We start from the raw sequence: 21,871 nt of genomic DNA on the forward strand, positions 1-21,871 counted from the left end.
TGTCAATCTGATCACGGCCATGCACCTCTTTTCCTCGACGTACCACGGACGTGCCCTGCGGGCCGGGGCCGAATAGCGCCTCCCGGAATCATCGAGGCCATCCTTGCCTTCACGGGGCCGGCGCCGATGACTTCAGCCGAATACCTATCGGCGCTGCCCCCTGCCGTTTGCGATTGGAATGCGACGCGTTACCGGATTCGAACGATGCGGCAGGCGGTGTAGGTTTGCCCGAACATATCCGTCGTGCGCACGGTGACGGTGTGGGTGCCTTTCGATGGGCTCTCCGGCAGCGTTCCTTTCCAGATGTGATACGACCTGCTGGGGTAGTCCATCTTCCAGCCGAAGACCTGGTCGAGAGGCTTGCCGAGCACGGTCTGATCGAGATACGCGCTCTGCTCATGCATGCGCAGGCACTGGGGATCGATGGTCACGCTGCGCTTCAGCGGCATCCACGAGCCCGTGCTGCCGAACCGCATATCCACGGTGGAGCGCTCCGATCCCGCGAAGACGTTGACCAGTACTTACGTTTCGCCTGCTTTGGCCTGTTCGACGTCGTCCGCCAAGTAGATATTCATCTGGTAGTCCGCTGGGCGCCGCGCCGCCTTGAACCGTATGCTGTAGCGATTGCCGTCGAACGTGACCAGGGAGTAGCCGTTGGGCGCGCCGTCATTCATGGTGGCATGGGGGATGCCCAGTTCGTCAAGCGCGCCGCACCACCAGCTGCCGCACGCGGTGGCATTTATCAAGTGGTGATGCGGTTCCTTGCCGTGCCATCCCATGTCTTCCGTGACGAACACGTGAATCTGCTCGTGGGCATGGGCGGAAATGGAGAAGGTGTGAGGGCGGTGCTCGATGAGCCGGAACACCTCCTCGCGATTCCGGCAGGCGACGATTGGCGAGTGCATCATCAGGACGATCAGGCGGTCATCGGGCACCGTCGCCAGGTAGTGCTTGACGAACGCGAGGACGTCGTCCGTGAGCAATGTCGTATATCCGCCTTCCGCCTTGAAGAAGATGTCGTTGAGCGCAATGAACACCACGCGGCCGTACTCGAATGCGTAGGTGCTCGGGCCGAAGAATCGCTCAAAGGTCTCGTCGCTGTGCTGATTGCTCGTCGCCGCGCGGTTGTGATCGTGGTTGCCGAAGATGTTGTACCAGGGAATGCCGATCTCGGCGATACTCCCGCTCACCTCCGCGAACAGGCTCGGGTCATCGGCAACGATGTCGCCCAAGGACACGCCGAAGACGGCATCCGTACCGATGCATTCCTCGACGACATCATGACTGATGAAGTTGACCTCGCGCAGCCCGCGCGCTTGCGTATCGCCGAAGAACAGGACGGTGAAGCGAGTGCCCTCTTTCTGGGGATGGAGAGGGAAGTCTATGGACTCGGGAAGCGGACCCGTCGGCGGCACCCCCGGTACGTCGAGCTGGGGCGATCCGTGTGGTTTGTGGAGATAGAAGAACTGAGGAATCTGATCTGCGTTCAGCGGCACCGCGTAGCCCGCGGGTTTGATGACGAATAGCGCGGTATCGTCGCCGACGGCAAGTGCCCAAGCGCCATCCGAAGCGGTGCGCGTCACGTCCCGCCCATTCGAGACGCAGACATCGCTGATTCCGGTCTCCCCCTGGTCGCGGACGCCGTTTCGGTTGGCGTCGAGGAACACGGTCCCGCGAGCTATTTCCTGGGCGTTGGCAAGTGCCGGCGCGAGGACGCACAGGGCTATGACGCCTAGAGCTCGATAACGCATGACTACCGCTCCCTTCTTCCCACATCATGGCGATGACGACCTCGATCGTCGTGCTGATCGCTCTTCCCGCGTTCCAAGAGTCATCTGGCGAGCTGCGAGGACGTGCCCGTCACGTCACACCGACCGCGAAACGCCGCCGCCTTTCCCATGGGCGTGCGCGGCACAACTGGCGGCGCCCGCCCGCGTCATGTGACAACGGCATGGCTGACCCCGACTCCTGTTGCGATCACGCTGCCGTCATCGCCCTGGCGGCGGCGGCGATTCGCGCGGCGTCCGGCACGGCGCAGCGCTCCATGACCGGGCTGGCGGCGATGGGGGCATCGTGGGTCGCGACGCGCACCGGCGGCGCCTTGAGCAGGTCGCGGTGCTTCTCTGCGATGTCGGCAATGATCTCCGCGCCCCAGCCGCCGCGGCGCGTGTCCTCCTCGACGACCATCAGCCGGCCGGTGCGGCCGAGCGAATCGCACACCGTGTCATAGTCGAAGGGCACCAGGGTGCGGGGGTCGATCACCTCCAGCTCGATCCCCGCCTCGGCCAGTTCCTCCGCCGCCTGCAATGCGCGATAGAGCATGAGGTGCGTCGCGACGACGGTGACGTGCTGCCCAGGGCGGCGGACGGCGGCGACACCGAGGGGCACCACGAAGTCCTCGTCCGGCACCGGCTCATCCACCTCGACGGCGTTGTCTTCCCGGCGCGCGCCGCTCGACCCGTAGAGGAGCTTGTGTTCGAAAATGAAGACCGGGTTGTCGTCGCGCACCGCGGCCTTGAGCAGGCCCTTTGCGTCATAGGGGGTTGACGGCACCGCGACCTTCCAGCCCGGGGTGTGGACGATCCACGCCTCCGGGCACTGGGCGTGCTGAGCGCCGCGCGTGCTCGCGCCCACCGGCGCGCGCACGACGAGCGGCACTTTCAGCCGGCCGCCCGACATGAAGCGGATCTTGGGCGCCTGGTTGATGAGTTGGTCCGCAGCGCAGAACATGAAGTCGGAGTACTGGAAGTCGGCGATCGGCCGCAAGCCGGTCAGCGCGGCGCCGATGGCCGCGCCGATGAGGCCGGACTCGGAGATCGGCGTGTTGCGGATGCGCTCCAAGCCGAACTCGCGCTCGAGCCCCCAGGTGACGGTGAAGGCGCCGCCCCATCCGCCCGGGATGCCGATGTCCTCGCCGATGCAGATGACCGTCGGGTCGCGGCGCATTTCCTCCGTGATGGCCAGGCGCAGTGCCTTCGCGATAGTCATTGCGCGTCCTCCGCGAAGACGTGGCACAGGGCGTCGGGGCCTTCGGGCTGAGGGGCTTGCTCTCCGTAGTCGAGCGCTGACTGCACCTCCGCTGCGGCCGCCTGGTCAATGGCGTTGAGTTCCGCCTGCGTCACGACCTTGTACTGCAGCAGGCGGGCGCGCGCGAGGTCGAGCGGGTCGCGCGCCATCCAGAATGCCTGCTCCTGCTCGTCGCGGTACTTGTTGCGGTCGCGGCGGGAATGCCCGCAGCGGCGGTAGGTGACGCATTCCAGGAAGGACGGGCCGCCGCCCGCGCGAGCGCGCGCGAGCGCACGCCCGGCGGCCTCGCACACCGCGAACGCGTCGTTGCCATCCACGGTCTCGGCGGGCATGCCGTAGGAGGAGGCGCGTTCCGCGAGGCGCGGGATCTTGTTGACCAGGGTGACGTGGGTCGAAGCGCCGTAGAGGTTGTTTTCGCAGACCAGGAGCACGGGCAGGTCCCAGATCGCGCACAGGTTCGCGCCCTCGTGGAAGGCGCCGTTGTTGAAGGCGCCGTCGCCGAAGAAGCAGGCGACCACCGTACCCGGCTTGACCATGCGACACGACAGCCCCATGCCGGCGGCGATGGGCACGCCGCCGGCGACGATGGCGCTTGCGGGGGGCATGCCGTATTCGGGGCTGCCCATATGCATGGAGCCGCCGTGGCCGCGGCAGCAGCCGAGCGGACTGCCGAAGAGTTCCGCCGCCATTTCCCGGAGCGGGATGCCCTTGGCGATGGCATGGCCGTGGGGGCGGTGAGTGCTGGTGATGTAGTCGGTGCGGAGCAGGTGCGTGCAGACGCCCGCGGCGACCGCCTCCTGGCCCTGGTACTGGTGCACGGTGCCCGGGATTCTGCCGGCCTGGAAGTACTGATATACGCCATCCTCAAAGGTCCGGATACGCCGCATGGTGCGATACAGTCCAACCGCAGTTGCGGCGTCCGGGAGCGGCGCGGGCGGGCGATCCGGTGGCAGTGAATCCGTCATCGTCTCGTCTATTTCCTTCCGGTGAGCATTTGCCGGGCGAGGCGCACTGATTCCGCGCCATCTCCCGCGCGCAGCACCCGTTCGATGTCGTCGGCGGGCGCGTCCTCGATGATGCGCAGGAGGTCGGCGATCCAGCCGAAGCTCTCCTGTGCGGCCGCGAGGCCGTCCTCGCGATAGGGGAAGACGTCGAGCGTCAGCCATCCGCGATAATCGAGCCGGCGCAGCCAGTACAGGAACTCCATCAGCTCGATGACGCGCACCGAGCCGACGATCATGTCGTCGTCCCACACGCCGTAGTTGTCGTTGAGGTGGACGTAGAACAGGCGGTGACGCCCGTTGCCGTGGAGCAGAGCGGCGGCCTCGGCGGGGTTTTCGCCGGCGGCGAGCGCGTGACCGGTGTCGAGCAGGGCGCCGACGTTGTCCATGGCGACCGCGTCAATCAGGAGCAGCGTCTTCGCCGCCGAGTTGACGTGGATGTGGGTGCGCGGCTCCTTGAGCTTGTACTCGATGCACACCGGGACGCTCGGGCGGTGAGCCGCAGCGGCCCTGACCCCGTCCACGAGCCAGGCCCACGCGGACTCGTAGTCGGACTGGAACGGATAGTCGTAGCCGTCCTGGCCGAACCACAGGTCTACGGCGATGTCGCCCATGGCGTGGGCCCACTCGATGACCTTCGTGCATTCGGCGACCGCTGCGGCGCGGGTCGCGGCGTCCGGAGCCGCCAAGCTGCCGCGCGCCCATTTCGCCTGGGTCCACAGGTCCGCCGTCAGCATCGAGGCCACCAGCCCCCGGTCGGACAACTCCTTCGGCATGTGCGCAATGTTGTCGTCGTTGACGTGCCAGTTGCCCACCAACTCGACGCCCTCGAGGCCGGGGCACCGGCCGGCGAGGTCGAGCATGCCTTCCAGCGTGCTCGCGCCGCGCCCGTAGCCCGACAGGCAGTAGCGGTCCGCGCACGACCCGAAAACAGGGAGGCACGCACCGAGGCGGTAGCGCTTGTTGTCCAGCTTGCCGGTCTTCATGTCATCTCTCCGTGGTGTGCACAGTACGCGTGTCGGTTCTCAGCCCTGTGTCGTCTTGGGATGGAAGCGCGGATCCGCCCGCAGCCAATGGGTGCGCGGCCGGTCGGGGATGCCCCACTTCTCGACGGCGGCGTTAAGTTCGGGATAGTCGGGTGCGGCTTCCCTGAGGGAGCGGCCGGACATCACGACCTCGATCGCCTGCTGCCATGCCTTGGCGCCTGCGGTGTAGCCCATCGGGTGGCCGAGCATGCCGCCTCCGGCGGGGATGATGATGTCCGTGCCGTATTCCCTGACGAGGATCTCGGTCAGCCCCGGGTAGACCCCGGCGCAGGGCATGGGCCAAGTCGGCTTGATGTGCTGCCAGGGGGCGAGCTTGACCTGGGCGGTGCGCAGCCCTTCCTCGAGGCTGACCATGGGAATGCTCGACCAGTAGGTCGGGGTCAGCATGAGGTCGGCGCCGCACAGGCGGCAGAGCTTGGCGAACACGGGCCAACTGATGCGCGGCTGAGCGGCGATCATGTGGGAGGCGTGGAGCAGCACGGGCACGTTGATATCGGGGTGGGAGGTCAGGACGCGCAAGGCGGACAGTCCCGCGGAGTACGTCAGCAGCAAGCCGCGGGCGCCCAGCTCGATCGCGCGCAGCGCCTTGGGGACGATCTTGTCCACTTCGTCCGTGATGCTGACGAAGTAGATCGGCTGCTTGCCGGTCTTCTGGGACGCACGGTCAATCGCTTCGAGGACGGCCTTGAGGCGATCCTCGAAGCCGCAGTTATAGACGTCCGAGCACATCTCGTCGTCTTTGATCAGGTCCACGCCGCCGAGGCAGGTCTGGTGGACCTGGTGCGCGGTGTTCTCGGGGGTCATGCCCATCTTGGGCTTGATGATGTGGAGGGAGAGCGGGCGGCTGGGGATGCCCATCATCTCGCGGATTCCCGGCACGCCGAACTTGGGCCCGTGGAACTGCGAGAGCAGGTCGTCAGGCACGGCGACGTCGAGCAGGCGCATGCGCGGAGAGTAGGCAAAGCAGTTGCCGGCAATCGAAAGCAGCATCATGGGGACGTTGGGCTCCCAGGCGTCGATGGGGAAGGCGAGCTGAATCACCGCGCGCCTGGTGTCGGCCTCGGCGGCTGGGATTTCGTAGTAGCCGACCAGCTTGCCGGAGAGGCGCGCCCGGACCTCCGGCGTCTCCTCCTCGACCTTTTCCCACGTGCCGGTCGAGCCCTCTAGGGCGAGGCTCTGAATCAAGTTGAAGTGATCGAGGAAATCCTCGCCGGGTACCCGGTCGTCGAGATAGTACGTCGCGATCAGGCAGCGTTTCCGGTCGATGCCGTCCAGGATATTGCGAAAGATGATCGGGTCGTAGTACGGCGGTGGGGGATTGACGTTGTCGTGTTGCACGTTCGGATGCCTCCGTCCTGTGGCGGGCCTGCTCGGTCGCGACGGGCGCCCGTCACGCGCCCTCGATGTGGGGTTGCAGTTCATCTTCGACGCCGGTGAACGCCGCCCTCCACGGCCGCGGTGGCGCCGCGGCCCCGCGCAACGGCGTTTGGCAGGCACGGTGGTGACGCATGGAGAAGTCACGCGCCGGAGGTGTGTGGATGCCTGCTGGCGATACGATGCTTGCGATTGACCTCGGCGCGGAGAGCGGCCGCGGCGTGCTCGGGCGGTTTGACGGGACGCGGCTGCAACTCGAGGAGATCCTGCGTTTTCCCAACCAGCCCGTCGCGGTCGGCGACACGCTGTACTGGGACATTCTGAACATCTTCGCGAATGTCCGGGACGCCATCGAGAAGGCGCGCGCCGCGGGGGGCCTGAGGTCGGTCGGCATTGATACCTGGGGCGTGGACTTCGGATTGCTCGACGGCGCCGGCCGCCTGATCGCCAACCCGGTGCACTATCGAGACCGGCGCACCGAGGGCATGATGCAGCGGGCGTTCGAGATCATGCCGCGGGCGGCCATCTTCAATGCGACCGGCAACATGTTCCTGGAGCTGAACACCCTGTATCAACTTCTCGCCCTGCGCCTCGCCAATGATCCAACGCTGGACATCGCCGAGCGCATGCTCAACGTCCCCGATCTCTTGCACTACTGGCTGAGCGGCACGATGGCGCACGAGCTGACGATCGCCTCGACCACGCAGTGCATGGCGGCAGACCGCGCGGACTGGGCGTGGGATCTTCTGCGGCAACTCGACATCCCCACCGGGCTGTTCGGCGACATCATCCCTCCGGCGACGCGCCTGGGCTCTCTGCGCACGGACGGCGCGGTCAGCGTCGTCACGCCGGCGAGCCATGACACGGGTTCGGCGGTGATGGCGGTTCCCGGGCAGGGGGATGGAATTGCGTGGATCAGCTCGGGCACGTGGTCAGTGGTGGGCGTAGTGACCGGCGCGCCGCTGGTCACCCCGGAAGTGCTGGCCTGGAACTTCACGAATGAATCGCTGGGCGCCGGGCGCAACCGCGCATCGCGCAACGTCATGGGCCTATGGATTCTGCAGGAATGCAATCGGGAGTGGCAGCGCCAGGGCGCGGACTTGTCCTACGCCGACCTGGTGCAGTTGGCTGACGGCGCCGAGCCGCTGCGCAGCCTGATTGATCCCGACGATCCTCAGTTCTTCCGCCCCGGGCACATGGTGAGCGGGATCAAGCAGTACTGCGCGGGGTCGGGGCAGCCAGCACCCGAATCGCCGGGCGAGATTGCGCGCTGCATTTTCGAGAGCCTCGCGCTTGCATACCGTAGGACGATCCAATGGCTCGAGGAATTGACCGACCGGAGCATCGAGCGGATTCACATCGTGGGCGGCGGTTCGCGCAATCCGCTGCTGTGCCGGCTAACCGCGGACGCGACGCGCCGGAGCGTAGTCGCGGGGCCGGCGGAGGCGACTGCGATCGGCAACCTGCTCGCCCAGGCCCTGGCGAACGGCCGGATTGGGTCTGCCGCGGAGATGATAGACGTGGTCGCGCAATCCTTCCCGACGGAGGAGTTCACCCCGGGAGGGGACGGCGCGTGGGACGACGCGTTCGCCCGGTTCCAAGGCTTCGCCGGGGGCGGAGGCAGCTAGCGCTGGAGCGGCGCTCACATGGCGAAAGCCACAAATCCTGCTTCGCTTGGGCTGCGAAAGGGAAGTTAGCGTTGATGGACGCAGACCTCGCAGGCGCGCGCACGCCGAATTCACGGGTGCTGCGCCCCACCGATTGCCTGTCAAATGTACAGATACGACGCATGGGAGAGAATGACGTGACGGCGGATGCAGGATGGTCTAGGGAGGTCTATGAAGCCAGCCATTCCAGTCGCTGCTGGTGGGCTACGGCGTATGACGCCGGCTGGGATGATTCCGGCGTCTCCACCGACGACGAACTGCGGGAGATCGTCGCCATGGAACGAGCGCTTGGCCCAGTCCCGGAATGGGCGGAGCAGATAGTGGCGATCTCCGTACGACACGTGCCGCCTTGCGGCCACTATCTCTTTCCCCGCGCGTTCCTCGATGTCGTCGGCGCCATCGGTTCGCAGGGCCCTTCCGCGCTTCTGCACAGCTACTGTTTCGCCGTTGACCGAGATCGGAAGCAGGCGCTGATGGACTACTGCTTGTGCCTCGACGCATGGGTGGCGGGCGCGCAGCCGGAGGCCGCAGCGCAGGAACTGACGGCGCTCAGCCACCGGAGGATAGAGTGGGAGCAGGTCTGCGCCGATCTCTGGCGGGTCCTCGGTCAACACACCGAGCTGAAAGACCTGCTTGTCGAGCGGACGCTGCATCAGACCCGTTGGTGGATCAAGTCATCGCCGTGGCCCGACGATCTCGCGGCAAAGTTCGGCCGCGACCAGTATCTCGGCGACTACTCGGAAACCGGCTGCCTGGCAGCCGCCAGCGGCAACCCCGACCTGCGCGCTCCCACCTTCGCGCAGCACGCATCGCCGAGGGTGCAGAGGATGGAGGCGAGACTTGCCGATGCGTGTCCGGACTGGAGGTTCTTCCGAACCGTCATCGTCGAGTTCTCGTGGCCCTGCGCGCCCAAGGCGTTCCGCTACCTGGAGAAGCTGCTGTGGTGTATCGGCAAAGAACGCCAGGCCATCAGCCTGCCTTCGTTCCCGCTGCCGAACCCGGACGAAGTGCCGGGCTTCCTGTGCTGGGAAGACACCTGCCCCAACCAAGATGAGGCGGCGGCGTGGTGGCACACCTTCTTGGAGGCGCTGAGGGGTTGGTGGCAAGGCCAGCCGCTGTGCGGCGGCGTAGCTGACGATGTCAACGGCTGTCTCGGCGAGCCGAGCCCGGTCAAGCGTTGGCTCGTTCGGCTGTTTGTGCGCAGGCTTGAAGTCCTGGCGCAGGGGCGCGAGATGCTCGGGCTGCTCGTGCGTCCGTCGCGTGGCGCCAAACGCGGAGCGCGGCCTGTCACTTAGGGGTGCACGGCCTCGCGCGGGCTTCCGCCATCGCTGAAGCTAGGGCGGACGGCAAAGGCGGCGCGGACGGGCGCAGGCCGCGACCTCGGGCCGCTAGTGGAATATCTGGTACGTCGGGATGTGGCGAAACACGCCGATCAGAGCCCAGATGGCGCCCATGACGTAGTCGCCGAGGACGAGGCCGAGGAACAGCGGTAGCGCCCTGCGGTATAACCTCAGCCCACCGTAGCGCAGCACGAAGAACTTGATGAACCACGCAATGAGGAACGGCATCCACAGCCAGATCAGCCCCGGTCCGATGGCATACCCCAAGGGGTGAAATGGCCACCACGGGAACCGTGCGTGGAGCGCGGATAACGCCGCGACAAAACCCGCTGCCGCCGCCACCGCTGCCCACCGCCGCGGCTCCGCCGGGAACCCCTGGTTGATCGCGCTGCCGAGCCAGTTGAAGCTCTCGATGCCGGTCCAGTTCCCGAAGCCCCGGCATTTCGCGGCCGCGCCGTCGGTGTAGAAGACATGGAGGCACGCCCACATGCCGCAGAACGTCGCGACCACCATCGCGGCCAGCATCGGCGCGACTAACCCGCGCAGGTTCATCCCATGCTCATGGGCGAGCTTGAAGGCCTCGAGTTGACTCGGCATGGGGTGGCTGCGGTTGAGCCGCCAGTACCAGTGGCTGACGGCAGCGGCCGCGAGGTTCTTGGGGCCGACGGCGCGCGACCCGAATAGCCGGAACAGGTTCCTCGGCTCGAGATCCCAGACGGTGTGCTGTCCGCCCGCCTCGGCGCGCACGCGCGTGATGGACAGCGCGAGCAGGAAGTAGGTTACCAGCACCACGATCGCCCAGCCCAGGCTCATCCCCGCGGCGCGCCAGAAGATGACGAAGACGGCCATGCCGACGATGAGGCCCCAGAACGCGGTGCGGTAGCGCATCGGCTCGGCGGCGTCGGCGTCGCCGATCGGGCGCAGGGCAACGCGGACGGCGTTATGCAGATACTTGCGGGTGATGAGGAGCAGGAAGAAGCCATAGGCATACCACGCGCCGATGCCCTGTTCGGTAACGAACGGAAAGTCGGGGACCGCGTCGTATCCGAGCAAGTGCCCGATCAGCCGCTCCGCCCGCATGAAGAGGTAGAAGAACCAGCACGAGAACGAGACGTCGAGCGGGACGAGAAAGCACAGGCCGATGGCGAACGGGTAAAAGGTCACGGGGAGAGAGCCGATCGCGTTCCACGGCGGGGTGCGAAAGACGAACCAGCGCGCGCGTACCTGGAAGTGCGGCAGCGCCGGGTAAAACTCGTGGAGGCCGTTGAGTAGGCTTAGTCCCGCGGCGAACGCAAAGCCGATCCACAGGGCGGCGGAGCGCATGGTCGGGCCGGAGCGGTCCTCCCGAGTCATGGCGAGGGGCAGGCGGATGATGGGGAACGAGAGGCGGGTATCGTCGGTCCACGCCCTGCGTATCAGGACCGTCAGGCAGAGCATCGCCCACCACACCGCGAAGATGAAGACCGACCAGAAGGCGAGCGGCACCAGCCACATCAGGAGCACGGCGGGGCGGTAGAGGGAGCTGTTGCCGTTAAATGCGCCGTCGAGGAGATCTTTGTCCCACACCAGCAGCCAGCGTGGCAGGTAGGGGAAGGCCGTAGCTTCCCATCTGTTCTCCGGCGTCGCGAACCAGCCCGCGAAGGGCATGGCGGACATGAGGTTGATGATGTAATCGTGGGTGGCGATGGTACACGACGCGACGAGCATGACGTAGATGGTGACGAGTTCCGCGGGCCGCAGGACATGCCGCGGGGCGATGCGGCGCAGGGCGGCGTTGACGCCGAGGAGGACGAAGAGGTGGAAGATCGGGGTGACGAAGAGGGGGTTGAGGGTGAGGACGACGTAGAAGCGGAGTTCGGCGACGATGAGCCAGTACACGTTGAGCGGGACGAGGGCGAGGCCGAGGAGGAGGGCTCTGGTCGTAACTCGCGGGCCGGCGTCCGCCGGCCCGGCGCCGCGGGCGCGCGGTTCGGCGGCGCGGTGATCTGGCTCGGGTTGCCGCTGGGCCATTTCGGTTGCAGAGAAGCGGATGAGGCTTGCCCGAGTGGGCTTGGGGGCATGTTCGCCAGGGAGGAGGTGCATCCTCGCGCGGGGGCAAGTGACGAGATTCATGGATCCGTTGAGGCGACAGTCCGTGGCGGCCGGGAGAGCTTGATGCGCGGGGGCCGCGTCACCGTCTGCCGGCCTCTACGCCGCGGGCGCACAAGTCCCTGAAAGGGAGGGGAGAGGGGCTGCGGGCACCGGCGTCCGGACGCGGACGGTCTATTTCCCCTCGCGGTAACCCGCCGATTTCCAGATCCGCCGGGCGTAGTTGAGTCCTTGCGGGGTCGGCTTGGTGTCGCCGCGGATGCTGGGCCACGGCTGCCCCGGGCGGCGGTTCTCCGGATCGGGCGACCAGTCGTCGCTTGCGTACTTCCTACGCACGGACTTCTTGCGAAAGTCCGGCACGTCGAGCGTCGCGGAATCCTGGAGCGCGGAGCGATACGCGAGAATGCCGACGATGGACATGGCGACGCCGCGATAGACATCGAGGTACGGCTGCTCGCCGGTGCGGATGGCGCGGGCGAAGTGATAGTTCATGAAGTAATCGCCGCCGCCGTGGCCGGCGGAAACCGCGCGCGCGTGCCCGCGGGGAAACTTCGGCAGGTAGGTGCGGTGCTCGGGCTTCCTCCCCGTCTCGTGATACGCCTCGCAGCGCAGCCGCAGCATGCCGCGGTCTCCGTGGCGGAGGTTCTCCATCTGGCCGCGGCTGCCGTGGATGCGCACCCAGATGCCCTCGCCGCGCAGGCCGACCTGGAGCAGTTTCACCACCGCACCGTTGTCCATGCGCAGGGCGATCATGGAGGCGGCGTCATTGCGGCGGACGGTGCGCACGCGCACCGGGTCATCCTCGGCGGCGGGGATGACGAAGCCGTTCACCCGAACCGGCCAGGTGTCGGTGATGAACATGATCGGCGACAGCGAGTGCGTGCAGTAGTACGTCGCGGGGATCCAGTTGCGCCAGTGATCCACGCCGGGGGAGATGCGGTTGATGAAGTCGGCGTCGCCGGGGTGGACGTATTCGCCCTCGCCGTACATGAATGTGCCGATCTTGCCGCGCTGGAAGAGGCGGCGCATTTCCTGGTTATGCAGCATGTAGGCGTAGTTTTCGGCGAACATGTAGATCTTGCCGCTTTTCTCGACGGCCTCGACGAGGGCGACGCCTTCGGCGAGGGTCAAGCAGGCGGAGGTTTCGGACATGACGTGCTTGCCTGCCCTGAGCGCCCGGATGGCGAAGGGGGCGTGCTGATGAAAGTAGTTGGCGAGGATGACCGCGTCCATGTCGTGCTTGAGGAAGCGGTCGTAGTCGGTGTACGCGGCGACGCCGAGTTCCGTGCCGAGAGCGCGGAGGGGTTCTTCCGATGTATCGCAGAGGGCGACGAGCTTCATGCCGAGGTGCGGCCCTGCGCCGCGGGCGAAGCCGCTGCCGCGGCCGACGCCGACGACGCCGACTTTGATGGGTTTGCTGCTCCGTTTTCGAGTCATGGGTTTCGCCAGTTCGCCGCGCCGAGGCGCAGTTGGATGTCCGGCAGCGCGGAGCCCAGTGTGGCGCAGGCGCCCTCGGAGTAGAGCCACTCTGCGGTGCTGGAGTACGGCCCGGTGGCGATCCACGATGCCGCGCGGGTGCCGTCGGCGAAGGCGATCTCGAGCCAGATATCGCGGATCTTGAAGTAATCGCCCCCGGGGTTGTGGATGGTGAAGCGATTGACCGGTTGGAGCACCGCAAGCTGATCCGCCGGGAGCGTGACGGTCGCCTCGCGCCAATCGTCAACGCCGGTCTGCGGCGTCTCGCCGATCGCCGCGTCGTTGAGGTACATGGTGGATGCGTACTCGCCGACGTTGACGCCGAAGGTGTGCATGTGGAGCGTCGCCGAGGTCGCCGTCCCGATGTCGCGCGCGGCGAGACCGGCGAACCCGGCGGGCGGCGGCAGGTACGACAGCGGCGGGCGGTCGTCGTGCACGCTCAACTGCATGCGGGGCTCGGCGAGTTCGATCACCGGCCGCGACCACGCGCCCCAGTCGGAATACGAGTTATCGTCCGGCCCAACGTCGGCGACGAGCTTGATGCGCACCTTCCTGCCGCGCCAGGGCGACAGGTCAACGGCGCAGTCCTCCCAGCCGAGCTTGTCGCGGGTGCGGCGAAAGACCTCTATCTCGCGGCTGCCGTGCAGGACGACGACGCGATACTCGACGCCGTCCTGAGTGGTAGAGCCGTCGCGGATGCCGATGCCGAAGCTGAGGCGGCACGGGGCGCGCGGCAGGGCAACGGGGAAGACGGCGTATGCATAGCCGACGCCGGTCTTCCACGGCGGGTGGACGAAGAAGCCGTGGCGGGTTTCGCCGGCCGCGGCTATCTGCTGCGGCGCGAAGATGGTGCCGGTGTCATTGGATCCCTCGGTTTCGTCGGCGCCTCGCAAGCGGTAGCCCCAAATGCAGTCCTTGAAATGGTCGGCGAAATCGTAGGCGAGCGGGCGGGTTCGTTCCGCCTTGAGCCAGAGGTCGCGGCGGAGTTGGCGGGCGTCTGCCGAGAGGGTAACCCGGACCGGGTGCGCGACATCGGTATGCGGCGTGGCGAAGGGAACGCGGATGATGACCGGCGCGGCGCGGGAGAGGCGGAGGGAGCGGGCGATGAACGCGGACGTTACAGCCGAGGGCGGCTCTGCCACATGCTTCGCAGGCGAGGACGCCTGCGCTACCATGGGCGGGACATTGTCGAGGCCATTGACGGCTAGAGTCGCGGAGAGCGGCGCGTCGGTGAAGAGATTCGTGCCGGCCTCGATTTCGAGCTGCGCCCGGGCGCCGGGCGCAAGCGCGTGCCGCGGGGCGCGCACGTCGAGGGTCAGCGCCAGCGCAGCGACAAAGTCGAGCCACGCGGTTCGCGCGAAGGGCTTGCCGTTGATGTCCCCCGTGACGTCGGCGCGCAGCCACAGGCGTTGGCCTTCGTCGGCCCGGGGCGGGAGGCGGATGCGAAAGGCCCACGTGGGCTCGCGGCCAGGCTTCTGATCCGCAGGAGCGCCGAGCGGCCGCACCGCCCCGAACGCGCCGATCCACGCTACCGTGCACGCGAGTCTGTCGGCAGGGGCAGGTACGCCACGCACCTGCACGATTGCGTTTAATTCCTCCCCCACCGCCACGACCTGGGCATTGGGCTGCGTCGAGATCTCGATCTCCGCCGCTTCCGCCGTGGACTGCTCGCCGCAGCGCAGCAGGTATTTGATGGCGCCCTCGACCGGCATCACGGCGACGCCGCCGCGAGTGGGGCGGCACTCGGCGGGGCCGAGGTCGTCGCCGGTAATGGAATACGCGGCGGCCGTGATCGCTTCGGCTCGCCAGTTCAGACGCCACGGGCCCTCGTTGGGGAATACCGTCAGCGCATCACACTCCGCAGCCGGGATGACCCATAGCCCGTCGGGGGCGCGCTTGACTGCGACCGCGCCGCGCCCTTCAATCGGGCCGACCTTGAGCAGCTCCCCGCGCGTGTCGAGGTATGCGTAGTCCGCGCATTCCACGTATTCGCGGCGGGCGCCGTCGGCGATGGCGGAGCATTCGAACAACTGCCCCGGCAGACGGCAGATGAAGCCGGAGGGCGGCAGGACATACTGCTTCCCATCCACTTCCAGCGGCCAGTCCTTGTCCCAACTGCCATTGACCCAGACCTCCAGGCCGTTGCGGTAGCGCACGTACACCTGGCCGTCGAGGTAGGCGTCGGAGGCGACCGCTTCGCTGGTCGTGAGCATCGTACCGGCGTCGTGGTAGCGGATCCGCTCGACCTCGACGCCGGCGTACAGTTCCTGGAGCGCGCGCAGGAGGTAGAACGATTTCAACGTGCCGGGCATGCCCCATTCGGCGGTGAGGTAGCCGATATGGCCGTAGGCGATGGTGCAGGCGATGAAGCGGTCGAAGTGGGGGCTGTGGAACGTGCGATCCTCGCGCCAGGGCTCGTCGCGATAGAACATGTCCGGCGCGCCCATGCCGAAGTCGGTTTCCAGGGGATGGATCTTGAGCAGGTCGAAGTCCACGAGCAAGGGCTCGCGGGAGGGCTCGGGGCTGATGATCTGGGCGTAGTTGCCGTCAACCAGGCCGGCGTAGAACCAGTGGTTGCGCCCTTCGCTGAACACCGGGCCGTGATGGGCGAAGCTCTCGTTGTAGAGCAGGCGCGCGTAGGATTCGTAGGCGGGGCGGAACATGCCGGCGCCGGGGACGTGGTGATCGTAGTCGGTCTGATCCCACGGGCGCACCGCGGTGTGGACGTCGCAGTACCCGGCATAGGTGCCGAACTTGTCGTGGATGCGCGGGGCGAAGTAGGCCTCGGCGTCATCGGCGAAGCTGGGCTTGAAGACGTAGTTTCGCGGCCAGGCGCGCTGCCACCGGCCGTCGGGGAGGCGGGTCACCTTGTCGGGATCCCACTGCTTGCTGACCGGCGCGTAGTCGCGGTAGTTGGTGTAGAGCCCGGGCAGAAAGCCGAGCGACTTGATCATAGCCATGTACTCGCGCAGCCGGTCGTCGCCGACGTTTTGCGGCGCGGATTCGAGGCGCTGGGTGAAGCTCTCGCCGCCGTCGCGCCAGATGATTTCGTGGTGGCACGCCATGAAGCCGTCAATGCCGTAGGCGGCGTACTGTTGGAGCATGTCGGGGTACATGAAGCCGATGTTGCGCCAGAGATGGTGGCGGGCGACGTCAATCATGTCGGAGCGAGGGTTGGGGATGTTGGGCAGCACCTCCTCGAAGCGCGGGGACACGGTGAGGAAGACGCGCTCGCGGACATCGTTGCGCGCGCCGTCGGTCTTGGGGTTGTAGCGCGCACCACCGGTGTAGCGGGCGGAGGAGCCCGAGATCACCGCGCCGTCGGCGAAGAGTTCCGACGCGTCGGAGTTGTACCAGTCGAACATGGCGGACAGAAACAGCCCGTCGGAATAGAGCACATACGGCCCGCGGTCGCCGTAGGTCAGGTACGGCACGGCGACGATCTTCGGCTGCGGCGTGCCCTCGCTGCGTCCGACGAGAATCTCGGTAACGCTGCCGCCGGCCGCGCCGACGTCGAGGATCAGCGAGCGCTGTTTGGCGCGGAGTGCGAGCGTCCATTCCGCGGACGCGCCGTCCTTCGACCAGCGCCAGCGCGCGCGGACGCCGTCGCCGTCGCGGCGGATCGCGACGAGGGTACACTGCACCGCCATGTCCTCCGGGCGCATGATGATGCCGTTGACCTCGAATACCGGGCCGCCGTCGGCGCAGGGCCGGAATCGCCGATCGCCCCAGCGGGCTTCGATATCGCCGAGGGTGCCGAGCTTGGGCCGGTAGATGTATTCGAGATCGCCCTGCTCCGCAGCGCAGCGCCAGACCCATGACCCGTCGCGCTCGCCGAGAGAGTTGGTCACGTCGTCGTACGCGGTGGGGAGAATCGTATCCGGCGTCGTCGGGAAGGGATTCGCTCCCGGCGAGGGGACGTCGAGCGGGGCGAGCGGCTCGCGGTAGAACGTGAGGTTGTCGAGGTAGATGGCGGAGGGCTCGTCGCGCTTGATGTTGTCAATGCGGAGCGCCGTGAACTTGGCGGGGAACCTGATGTCGGGGCTGCGGTCGGCGGATGCGCCGAGGAGCCGGACGCGGGCGTGGGCGAGGAACCAGAAGCGCGCGTCCACGGTGCCGAAGTCAATCTCGTGCTCGACGCCGGCGGCGTCCTCGATGACGGCGTGGACGGCGGGGCGATTCGGCGCGGGCATCCAGCCCCAGTTGTCGCCGTAGGTCCAGACGTACGCGGCATCGAACTCGCCGGGGATAGGAATCGGAGCCGGAGGCCTGACCTCCAGCTGCGATGCCGGGGTCGCGCCTTGATAGGTGATCTTCGCGACGTGGTCGCCCCAGAGCATCTCCTCACGTGAGGTTTCGATCTTGCCGACAGCGCCGTCGTGCTCGATGACGCTCCAGCCGGCGAGGTCCTCGAAGTTGACGAGCGGCGGGTGAGCGGGCTGGCGGCCCGCCATCTCATACGGCCGCTCGCCGGAGTGGGGGTCCTTGGCGTGGGCGGCGCAGGCCCAGCAGAGCACTGCGGCGACCAGGGGGATGATGAGCCTGGGTTCGAACAGGGTCATGGTCGTGCACCTTGCTTGAGCCGCCCACGAGCAAGCCCCGCGTTGGGCTACTTGCCGGCCGGGCCGGATGCGGCGGCGGACGGCAGATTCTGCGCGAAGAGCCAGTCGAGCAGGCCGGGCTCGTGGAAAGCATTGGTCCAGCTATCGTGGCCGACGCCGGGGTATTCGGTGTACTTTGGCTGGCCGCCTGCGTCCTGGATGGCCTTAATCATCCTGCGCGATTGATCCGGCTTGACCACGTTGTCTTCTGCGCCGTGGAAGGCCCAGATTGGGATGTTGACGAGCCGCGCGGCCTGGGCCGGATCGCCGCCGCCGCAGATCGGGAACGCGGCGGCGAAGATGTCAGGATGGGCGGCGATGATGTCCCATGTGCCGAAGCCGCCCATTGACAGCCCGCCGATGTAGAGGCGCGCGGGGTCTATGCTGAACTCCTTCTGCAGCGCGGCGACGATGTCGAGCGCGGCGCGCGCCGGACGCGTCAGCCCGCTCGTCCTATCATTCCAGTTCGCCCAGGTGTCATCGGCGGGGCACTGCGGGATCACGGCGAAGCAAGTGTGCTTCGCGCGCGCTTGTTCGTTGGCGAAGAACTCGCTCACGCCGTTAATCAACTGGAGGCTGTTGTCGGACCCGCGCTCGCCCATGCCGTGGAGGAAGAGGACGAGGGGATACGCGCGGTTGGGGTCGTAGTCCTTGGGTTTGAGTAGGCGGTAGGGCATGTAGATGCGGGCTTCGTACTGATCGGCGAAGGGGATGGCAGGCTGGTCGACCGGCGCTGGTTCATCATCCGCTGCGGCTGTCGCCAGGGAGATGGCGAGCATGCTCGCGAAGGCGGTCCAGAGACAGAGGTGATACATCCTTGCACCTACTTTCATGGTTGCGTCTGTCTGCAAGCGAAAGCGGCCTTCCACGGCCAAGGTCTAGCGTTGACACAAGGCCGGGATTCTTCGCTTCGCCCCGACCAGTCGGGGCTTCGCTCTGAATGACGCATCCGGGACCTGCCGGCGACAAGTCGCCGCCGTGCGCCCCACCAGCACCATGGAGTGCGCGCGTCAATGCATCGCAGCCGAGGGCGGCTGCGCCACCAAGATGGTTACATCTCGCGCAGGCGGCGGACGCGTTCTTCGATGGGCGGGTGAGTCGCGAACAGGTTGTTGATCATGCCCTTGTGTTCGGTGAGCGGGTTGATGATGTAGAGATGGGCGGTGGCCTTATTGGCGACTTCGAGCGGCTCGGTGTCGGCGGCGAGCTTCTCGAGCGCGTTCGCCAAGCCCTCGGGGTAGCGTGTCAGCATCGCGCCCTGGGCATCGGCGAGGAACTCGCGCGTGCGCGACAGCGCCATCTGCATGAGCAGCGCGATGAGCGGCGCGACCACGGCGAGGAGCAGCCCGAAGATGGCGATGAGCCCTGAGCCGCCGCGCCGCCGCGAACGGCCGCCGCCGTGCCACGAGAAGCGCAGCATCCAATCGCTGATGAGGGCGATCGTGCCGACGAGCACGGCGATGATGGTCATGAAGCGGATATCGTAGTCCGCGATGTGCGCCATCTCGTGCCCGATGACGCCCTCGAGTTCGTAGCGATCGAGCTTGTCGAGCAGACCGGTGGTGACGGCGATGACGGCATGCTGCGGGTCGCGGCCGGTGGCGAAGGCGTTGGGCGCGGAGTCGTCGACGATGTAGAGCCGGGGCACGGGCAAGCCGGCAGCGATGCTCAGCCCCTCGACGGAGTTGTAGAGGTGGGGGAACTGCTCCTTGGTCGCCGGGCGCGCGCGGCTCATGGCGAGGACGATGCGGTCGGAGTAGTAGTAGCTCGTGAAGACCGACGCGATGGCGAAGACGAAGGCGACGGCGGGCGCGGCGTATCCGAAATCGCTCATCTCGCCGAAGGCGTAGCCGAGGGCGACGATGACGAGGACGAACAGGATCAGCACCAGGATGGACTTGGTGCGATTGCTGGAGATGGCCTCGTACATGGACCGGATGTCGGCGAACCGCAGAGCGCGTCGAAACCGCCAGGAGTAGGACGAGCGGCTCTGCGAAGCGCCCTATTGCTCGCCGCCGGCAGGCGGTTCGGGCTTGAAGGTGACGCGCACTGGCTCGCGGGCCGCCGCCTCCTCAATCTCGAAGTACTCGCGCGCAGTGAAGTTGAACATGCTCGCGACGATGTTGGCGGGGAACATCTGGATCATCGCGTTGAACGCGCGCACCGTGTCGTTGTAGAACTGCCGCGCGTAGGCGATCTTGTTTTCGGTGCCGGCGAGTTCTTCCTGGAGCATCATGAAGTTCTCGTTGGCCTTGAGATTCGGGTACTGTTCGGCGACGGCGAACAGGGTCTTGAGGGCAGACGTGATCATGTTCTGTGCCTGGGCCTGCTCCTGGACGGTTTTGGCCTCGGCCATGGCGGCGCGTGCCTTGGTGACGTTTTCGAGGGTCTCGCGCTCGTGCGCCGCGTAGCCTTTGACCGTCTCGACCAGGTTGGGGATGAGGTCATAGCGGCGGCGCATCTGGACGTCAATCTGCGCCCAGGCGTTGTTGATGCGCGTGCGCAGCACCACCATCCGGTTGTAGGTGAAGATAACGTAGAGGATGAAGAGGCCGATGAGGCCGAAGATGATCCATACAGCAACTACAGCGTCCATGCGGCACCTCCCGCGCCCTGTGACGTGGTGTCGGGCAAGGCGTCACAGCGGGTATTCGGCGGGGCGCAGGTGCGTACCTGCCGCGAGGCGTTGCACACCTCAACGAATCGGGTGATGCTACACGGCAGACGGCAGCGCGAGAGACAAGCCGACGCGACCGCCCCCGCAGTCCGCGGCGCGCGACGAGGCCGGCGGCCGATTCTCTAGGGAGCGCCCGCGCCGCGCATGAGCACGGGCGCCCACTCGCCGAAGGACTCGGCGTGAGCCCAGTACGCCGGATAGACGACGGCAGCCCAGATCAATCCAGCCGCGGTGAGGATGATAGCGGCGACAACACGATAGGGACGGTTGGCGCGCATGAACGCCCAGGTCGGGGCGGCGAAGATGCCGGCGATGCCGGAGATGATGAAGCCGATGCCGGAGAGCATCGGGGATAGGGTCAAGTCGAGGTTGATGATGCGGATGCCGAGTATGACGGCGGCGCATCCCGCGAAGAAGGCGTAGCAGGCGACGGTGATGAGATCCCAGCCTTTCGCGGTGGCGAGCCCGGCGACGAGGAAGATGATGCCGAGGAGGACCGACATTTCCCCGTACGCCATGTTGAAGGAGCCGGGCAGCGGCCAGGTGAGGGTCATGGCCGCGCCAAAGGACACAGCGACCAGGCCGACGATCAGGAACCCGGGCGCCCACTTGGTGTAGTCCGGGCTGTCCAGGCCCGAGTACACGAAATAGGCCAACAGAAAGAACCCCGCCGTCATGTTGATGAGCAAGAGCGAGACATAGTCGATGAACATAGTCTCCTCCTAGTCGGGTAGGTGAGCCGCACGCCAGGGCATCGAGCGTGAGTCCGGCATCCGCCGACGCAGCTGGGCCAGGGCCGGTTTTGGGCGCGAGGCAAGCGGACGCCTGTGCGGTTGCGGCACCAAAGCCTCAGTCCGGGATCGTCTTGCTCGGGGACGCGATAGCCAGCCGCGGCGCAGCCGCAGGGATGCGAACGCGCGGCGGGGGGAGCGCGATGCGCCGTGTGAGTGCCCGTGCCGGGCCTAGCGTACTAACCGAGCATCGGCCCAATTGGCGTGGTCCGCGTTGACGCCGTTGCCGCCGTCGGTGACCACGAGCTCGAGAGTCTTCGCTGTGCTGATGTCGAGGTCGACGCGTTCGGCGGGGTCTTCGCGCTGCATCAGGCCAGACTCCCAGCGCTTCTCGCCGTCAATCCAGACCTCGAAGGTTATGGTGGGCGCGGTTGCCGAGTCCGCCCCGACCCAGGACTGGAACCGGCGATACCGGCGATCAAGCGCGAAGACGATCCGCGAGGCGGCGTGGGTACCGAGGCCCCGCAGGTAACGCGTGCCGGCGATGGTCATGGGCTTGTCCCACACGCTGCGGTTCCGCTGGAGCGCACCCCATCCCTGGGACACGGAGACCGGATCGAGGGTGTCGAGGAACACGCCGTCAATTCGTTCCGTGGGACGGGGGGTCCGAGTCGTCGCGACCGGAAGGGCGCTCGTGTCCTCCGGAGGAAGCAGTGCCGCCGCGTCGAGCGAGATCGTCTCCGGCGGGGGCAGGAATCCGGGGCTCGCGTTTGCGCTCGCCACCCCTGATTTGGCCGCCCACACCCACACCGAGATCACGGGCGAGGCATCACCGGTGAGCAA

At 66.8% G+C, this 21,871-nt stretch carries 14 protein-coding genes and 1 pseudogene; 2 read left to right on the top strand and 13 right to left on the bottom strand.

Annotated features, from left to right (window positions below):
• Positions 1-188: 188 nt before the first annotated feature.
• The 5 genes and pseudogenes from JSV65_16350 to JSV65_16370 all read right to left on the bottom strand — a co-directional run bounded on the left by JSV65_16350 (position 189) and on the right by JSV65_16370 (position 6,412).
• Positions 189-1,751 (bottom strand): annotated as a pseudogene (locus tag JSV65_16350) (calcineurin-like phosphoesterase C-terminal domain-containing protein).
• A gap of 226 nt (positions 1,752-1,977) precedes the next feature.
• Positions 1,978-2,988: an alpha-ketoacid dehydrogenase subunit beta gene (locus tag JSV65_16355; protein UCH34101.1), complete on the bottom strand. Its 1,011-nt coding sequence runs from the start codon at positions 2,986-2,988 to the stop codon at positions 1,978-1,980.
• Positions 2,985-3,992: a thiamine pyrophosphate-dependent dehydrogenase E1 component subunit alpha gene (locus tag JSV65_16360; protein ID UCH34102.1), complete on the bottom strand. Its 1,008-nt coding sequence runs from the start codon at positions 3,990-3,992 to the stop codon at positions 2,985-2,987. Before JSV65_16360 ends, JSV65_16355 begins: the two co-directional genes overlap by 4 nt.
• An 8-nt stretch (positions 3,993-4,000) precedes the next feature.
• Entirely contained in the window at positions 4,001-5,014 is a 1,014-nt protein-coding gene (locus JSV65_16365) for a sugar phosphate isomerase/epimerase (protein UCH34103.1), read from the bottom strand.
• 39 nt (positions 5,015-5,053) lie between these two features.
• Complete coding sequence (locus tag JSV65_16370; protein UCH34104.1) at positions 5,054-6,412, bottom strand: ribulose 1,5-bisphosphate carboxylase; 1,359 nt, start codon at positions 6,410-6,412, stop codon at positions 5,054-5,056.
• Between the two features lie 200 nt (positions 6,413-6,612).
• Between JSV65_16370 and JSV65_16375 the strand changes: the two genes are divergently transcribed.
• Both JSV65_16375 and JSV65_16380 read left to right on the top strand, forming a co-directional pair.
• Positions 6,613-8,076, top strand: coding sequence for a rhamnulokinase (locus tag JSV65_16375; protein ID UCH36817.1), 1,464 nt, complete (start codon positions 6,613-6,615; stop codon positions 8,074-8,076).
• A 176-nt stretch (positions 8,077-8,252) separates the two neighbouring features.
• Complete coding sequence (locus JSV65_16380) at positions 8,253-9,410, top strand: hypothetical protein (protein UCH34105.1); 1,158 nt, start codon at positions 8,253-8,255, stop codon at positions 9,408-9,410.
• A gap of 93 nt (positions 9,411-9,503) precedes the next feature.
• On the opposite strand, the gene JSV65_16385 is transcribed toward JSV65_16380, so the two are convergent.
• The 8 genes from JSV65_16385 to JSV65_16420 form a co-directional block, all read right to left on the bottom strand.
• Positions 9,504-11,465 carry a hypothetical protein gene (locus tag JSV65_16385; GenBank protein ID UCH34106.1) on the bottom strand — a complete coding sequence of 654 codons (1,962 nt, stop codon included), beginning with the start codon at positions 11,463-11,465 and terminating at the stop codon, positions 9,504-9,506.
• A 252-nt stretch (positions 11,466-11,717) separates the two neighbouring features.
• Complete coding sequence (locus JSV65_16390) at positions 11,718-12,980, bottom strand: Gfo/Idh/MocA family oxidoreductase (protein UCH34107.1); 1,263 nt, start codon at positions 12,978-12,980, stop codon at positions 11,718-11,720.
• Positions 12,977-17,581, bottom strand: a complete 4,605-nt coding sequence (locus JSV65_16395; GenBank protein UCH34108.1) for a hypothetical protein — start codon at positions 17,579-17,581, stop codon at positions 12,977-12,979. The genes JSV65_16390 and JSV65_16395 overlap by 4 nt, the downstream gene beginning before the upstream one ends.
• 47 nt (positions 17,582-17,628) lie before the next feature.
• Positions 17,629-18,453 (bottom strand): prolyl oligopeptidase family serine peptidase, encoded by an 825-nt coding sequence (locus JSV65_16400; protein UCH34109.1) that lies wholly within the window; start codon positions 18,451-18,453, stop codon positions 17,629-17,631.
• A gap of 218 nt (positions 18,454-18,671) precedes the next feature.
• Positions 18,672-19,550 carry a M48 family metallopeptidase gene (locus JSV65_16405; protein ID UCH34110.1) on the bottom strand — a complete coding sequence of 293 codons (879 nt, stop codon included), beginning with the start codon at positions 19,548-19,550 and terminating at the stop codon, positions 18,672-18,674.
• 72 nt (positions 19,551-19,622) lie between these two features.
• The gene (locus tag JSV65_16410) at positions 19,623-20,216 is read right to left on the bottom strand and encodes a LemA family protein (GenBank protein ID UCH34111.1); all 594 of its coding nucleotides are present in this window, start codon (positions 20,214-20,216) and stop codon (positions 19,623-19,625) included.
• A 203-nt stretch (positions 20,217-20,419) separates the two neighbouring features.
• Positions 20,420-21,010, bottom strand: a complete 591-nt coding sequence (locus JSV65_16415; GenBank protein UCH34112.1) for a DUF981 domain-containing protein — start codon at positions 21,008-21,010, stop codon at positions 20,420-20,422.
• Positions 21,011-21,259: 249 nt separating this feature from the next.
• Positions 21,260-21,871, bottom strand: a 612-nt coding sequence (locus tag JSV65_16420) for an NPCBM/NEW2 domain-containing protein (protein ID UCH34113.1), incomplete at its 5' end; no start/stop codon positions are given.

It is taken from the genome of Armatimonadota bacterium, assembly GCA_020354555.1.
GTDB lineage: Bacteria > Armatimonadota > Hebobacteria.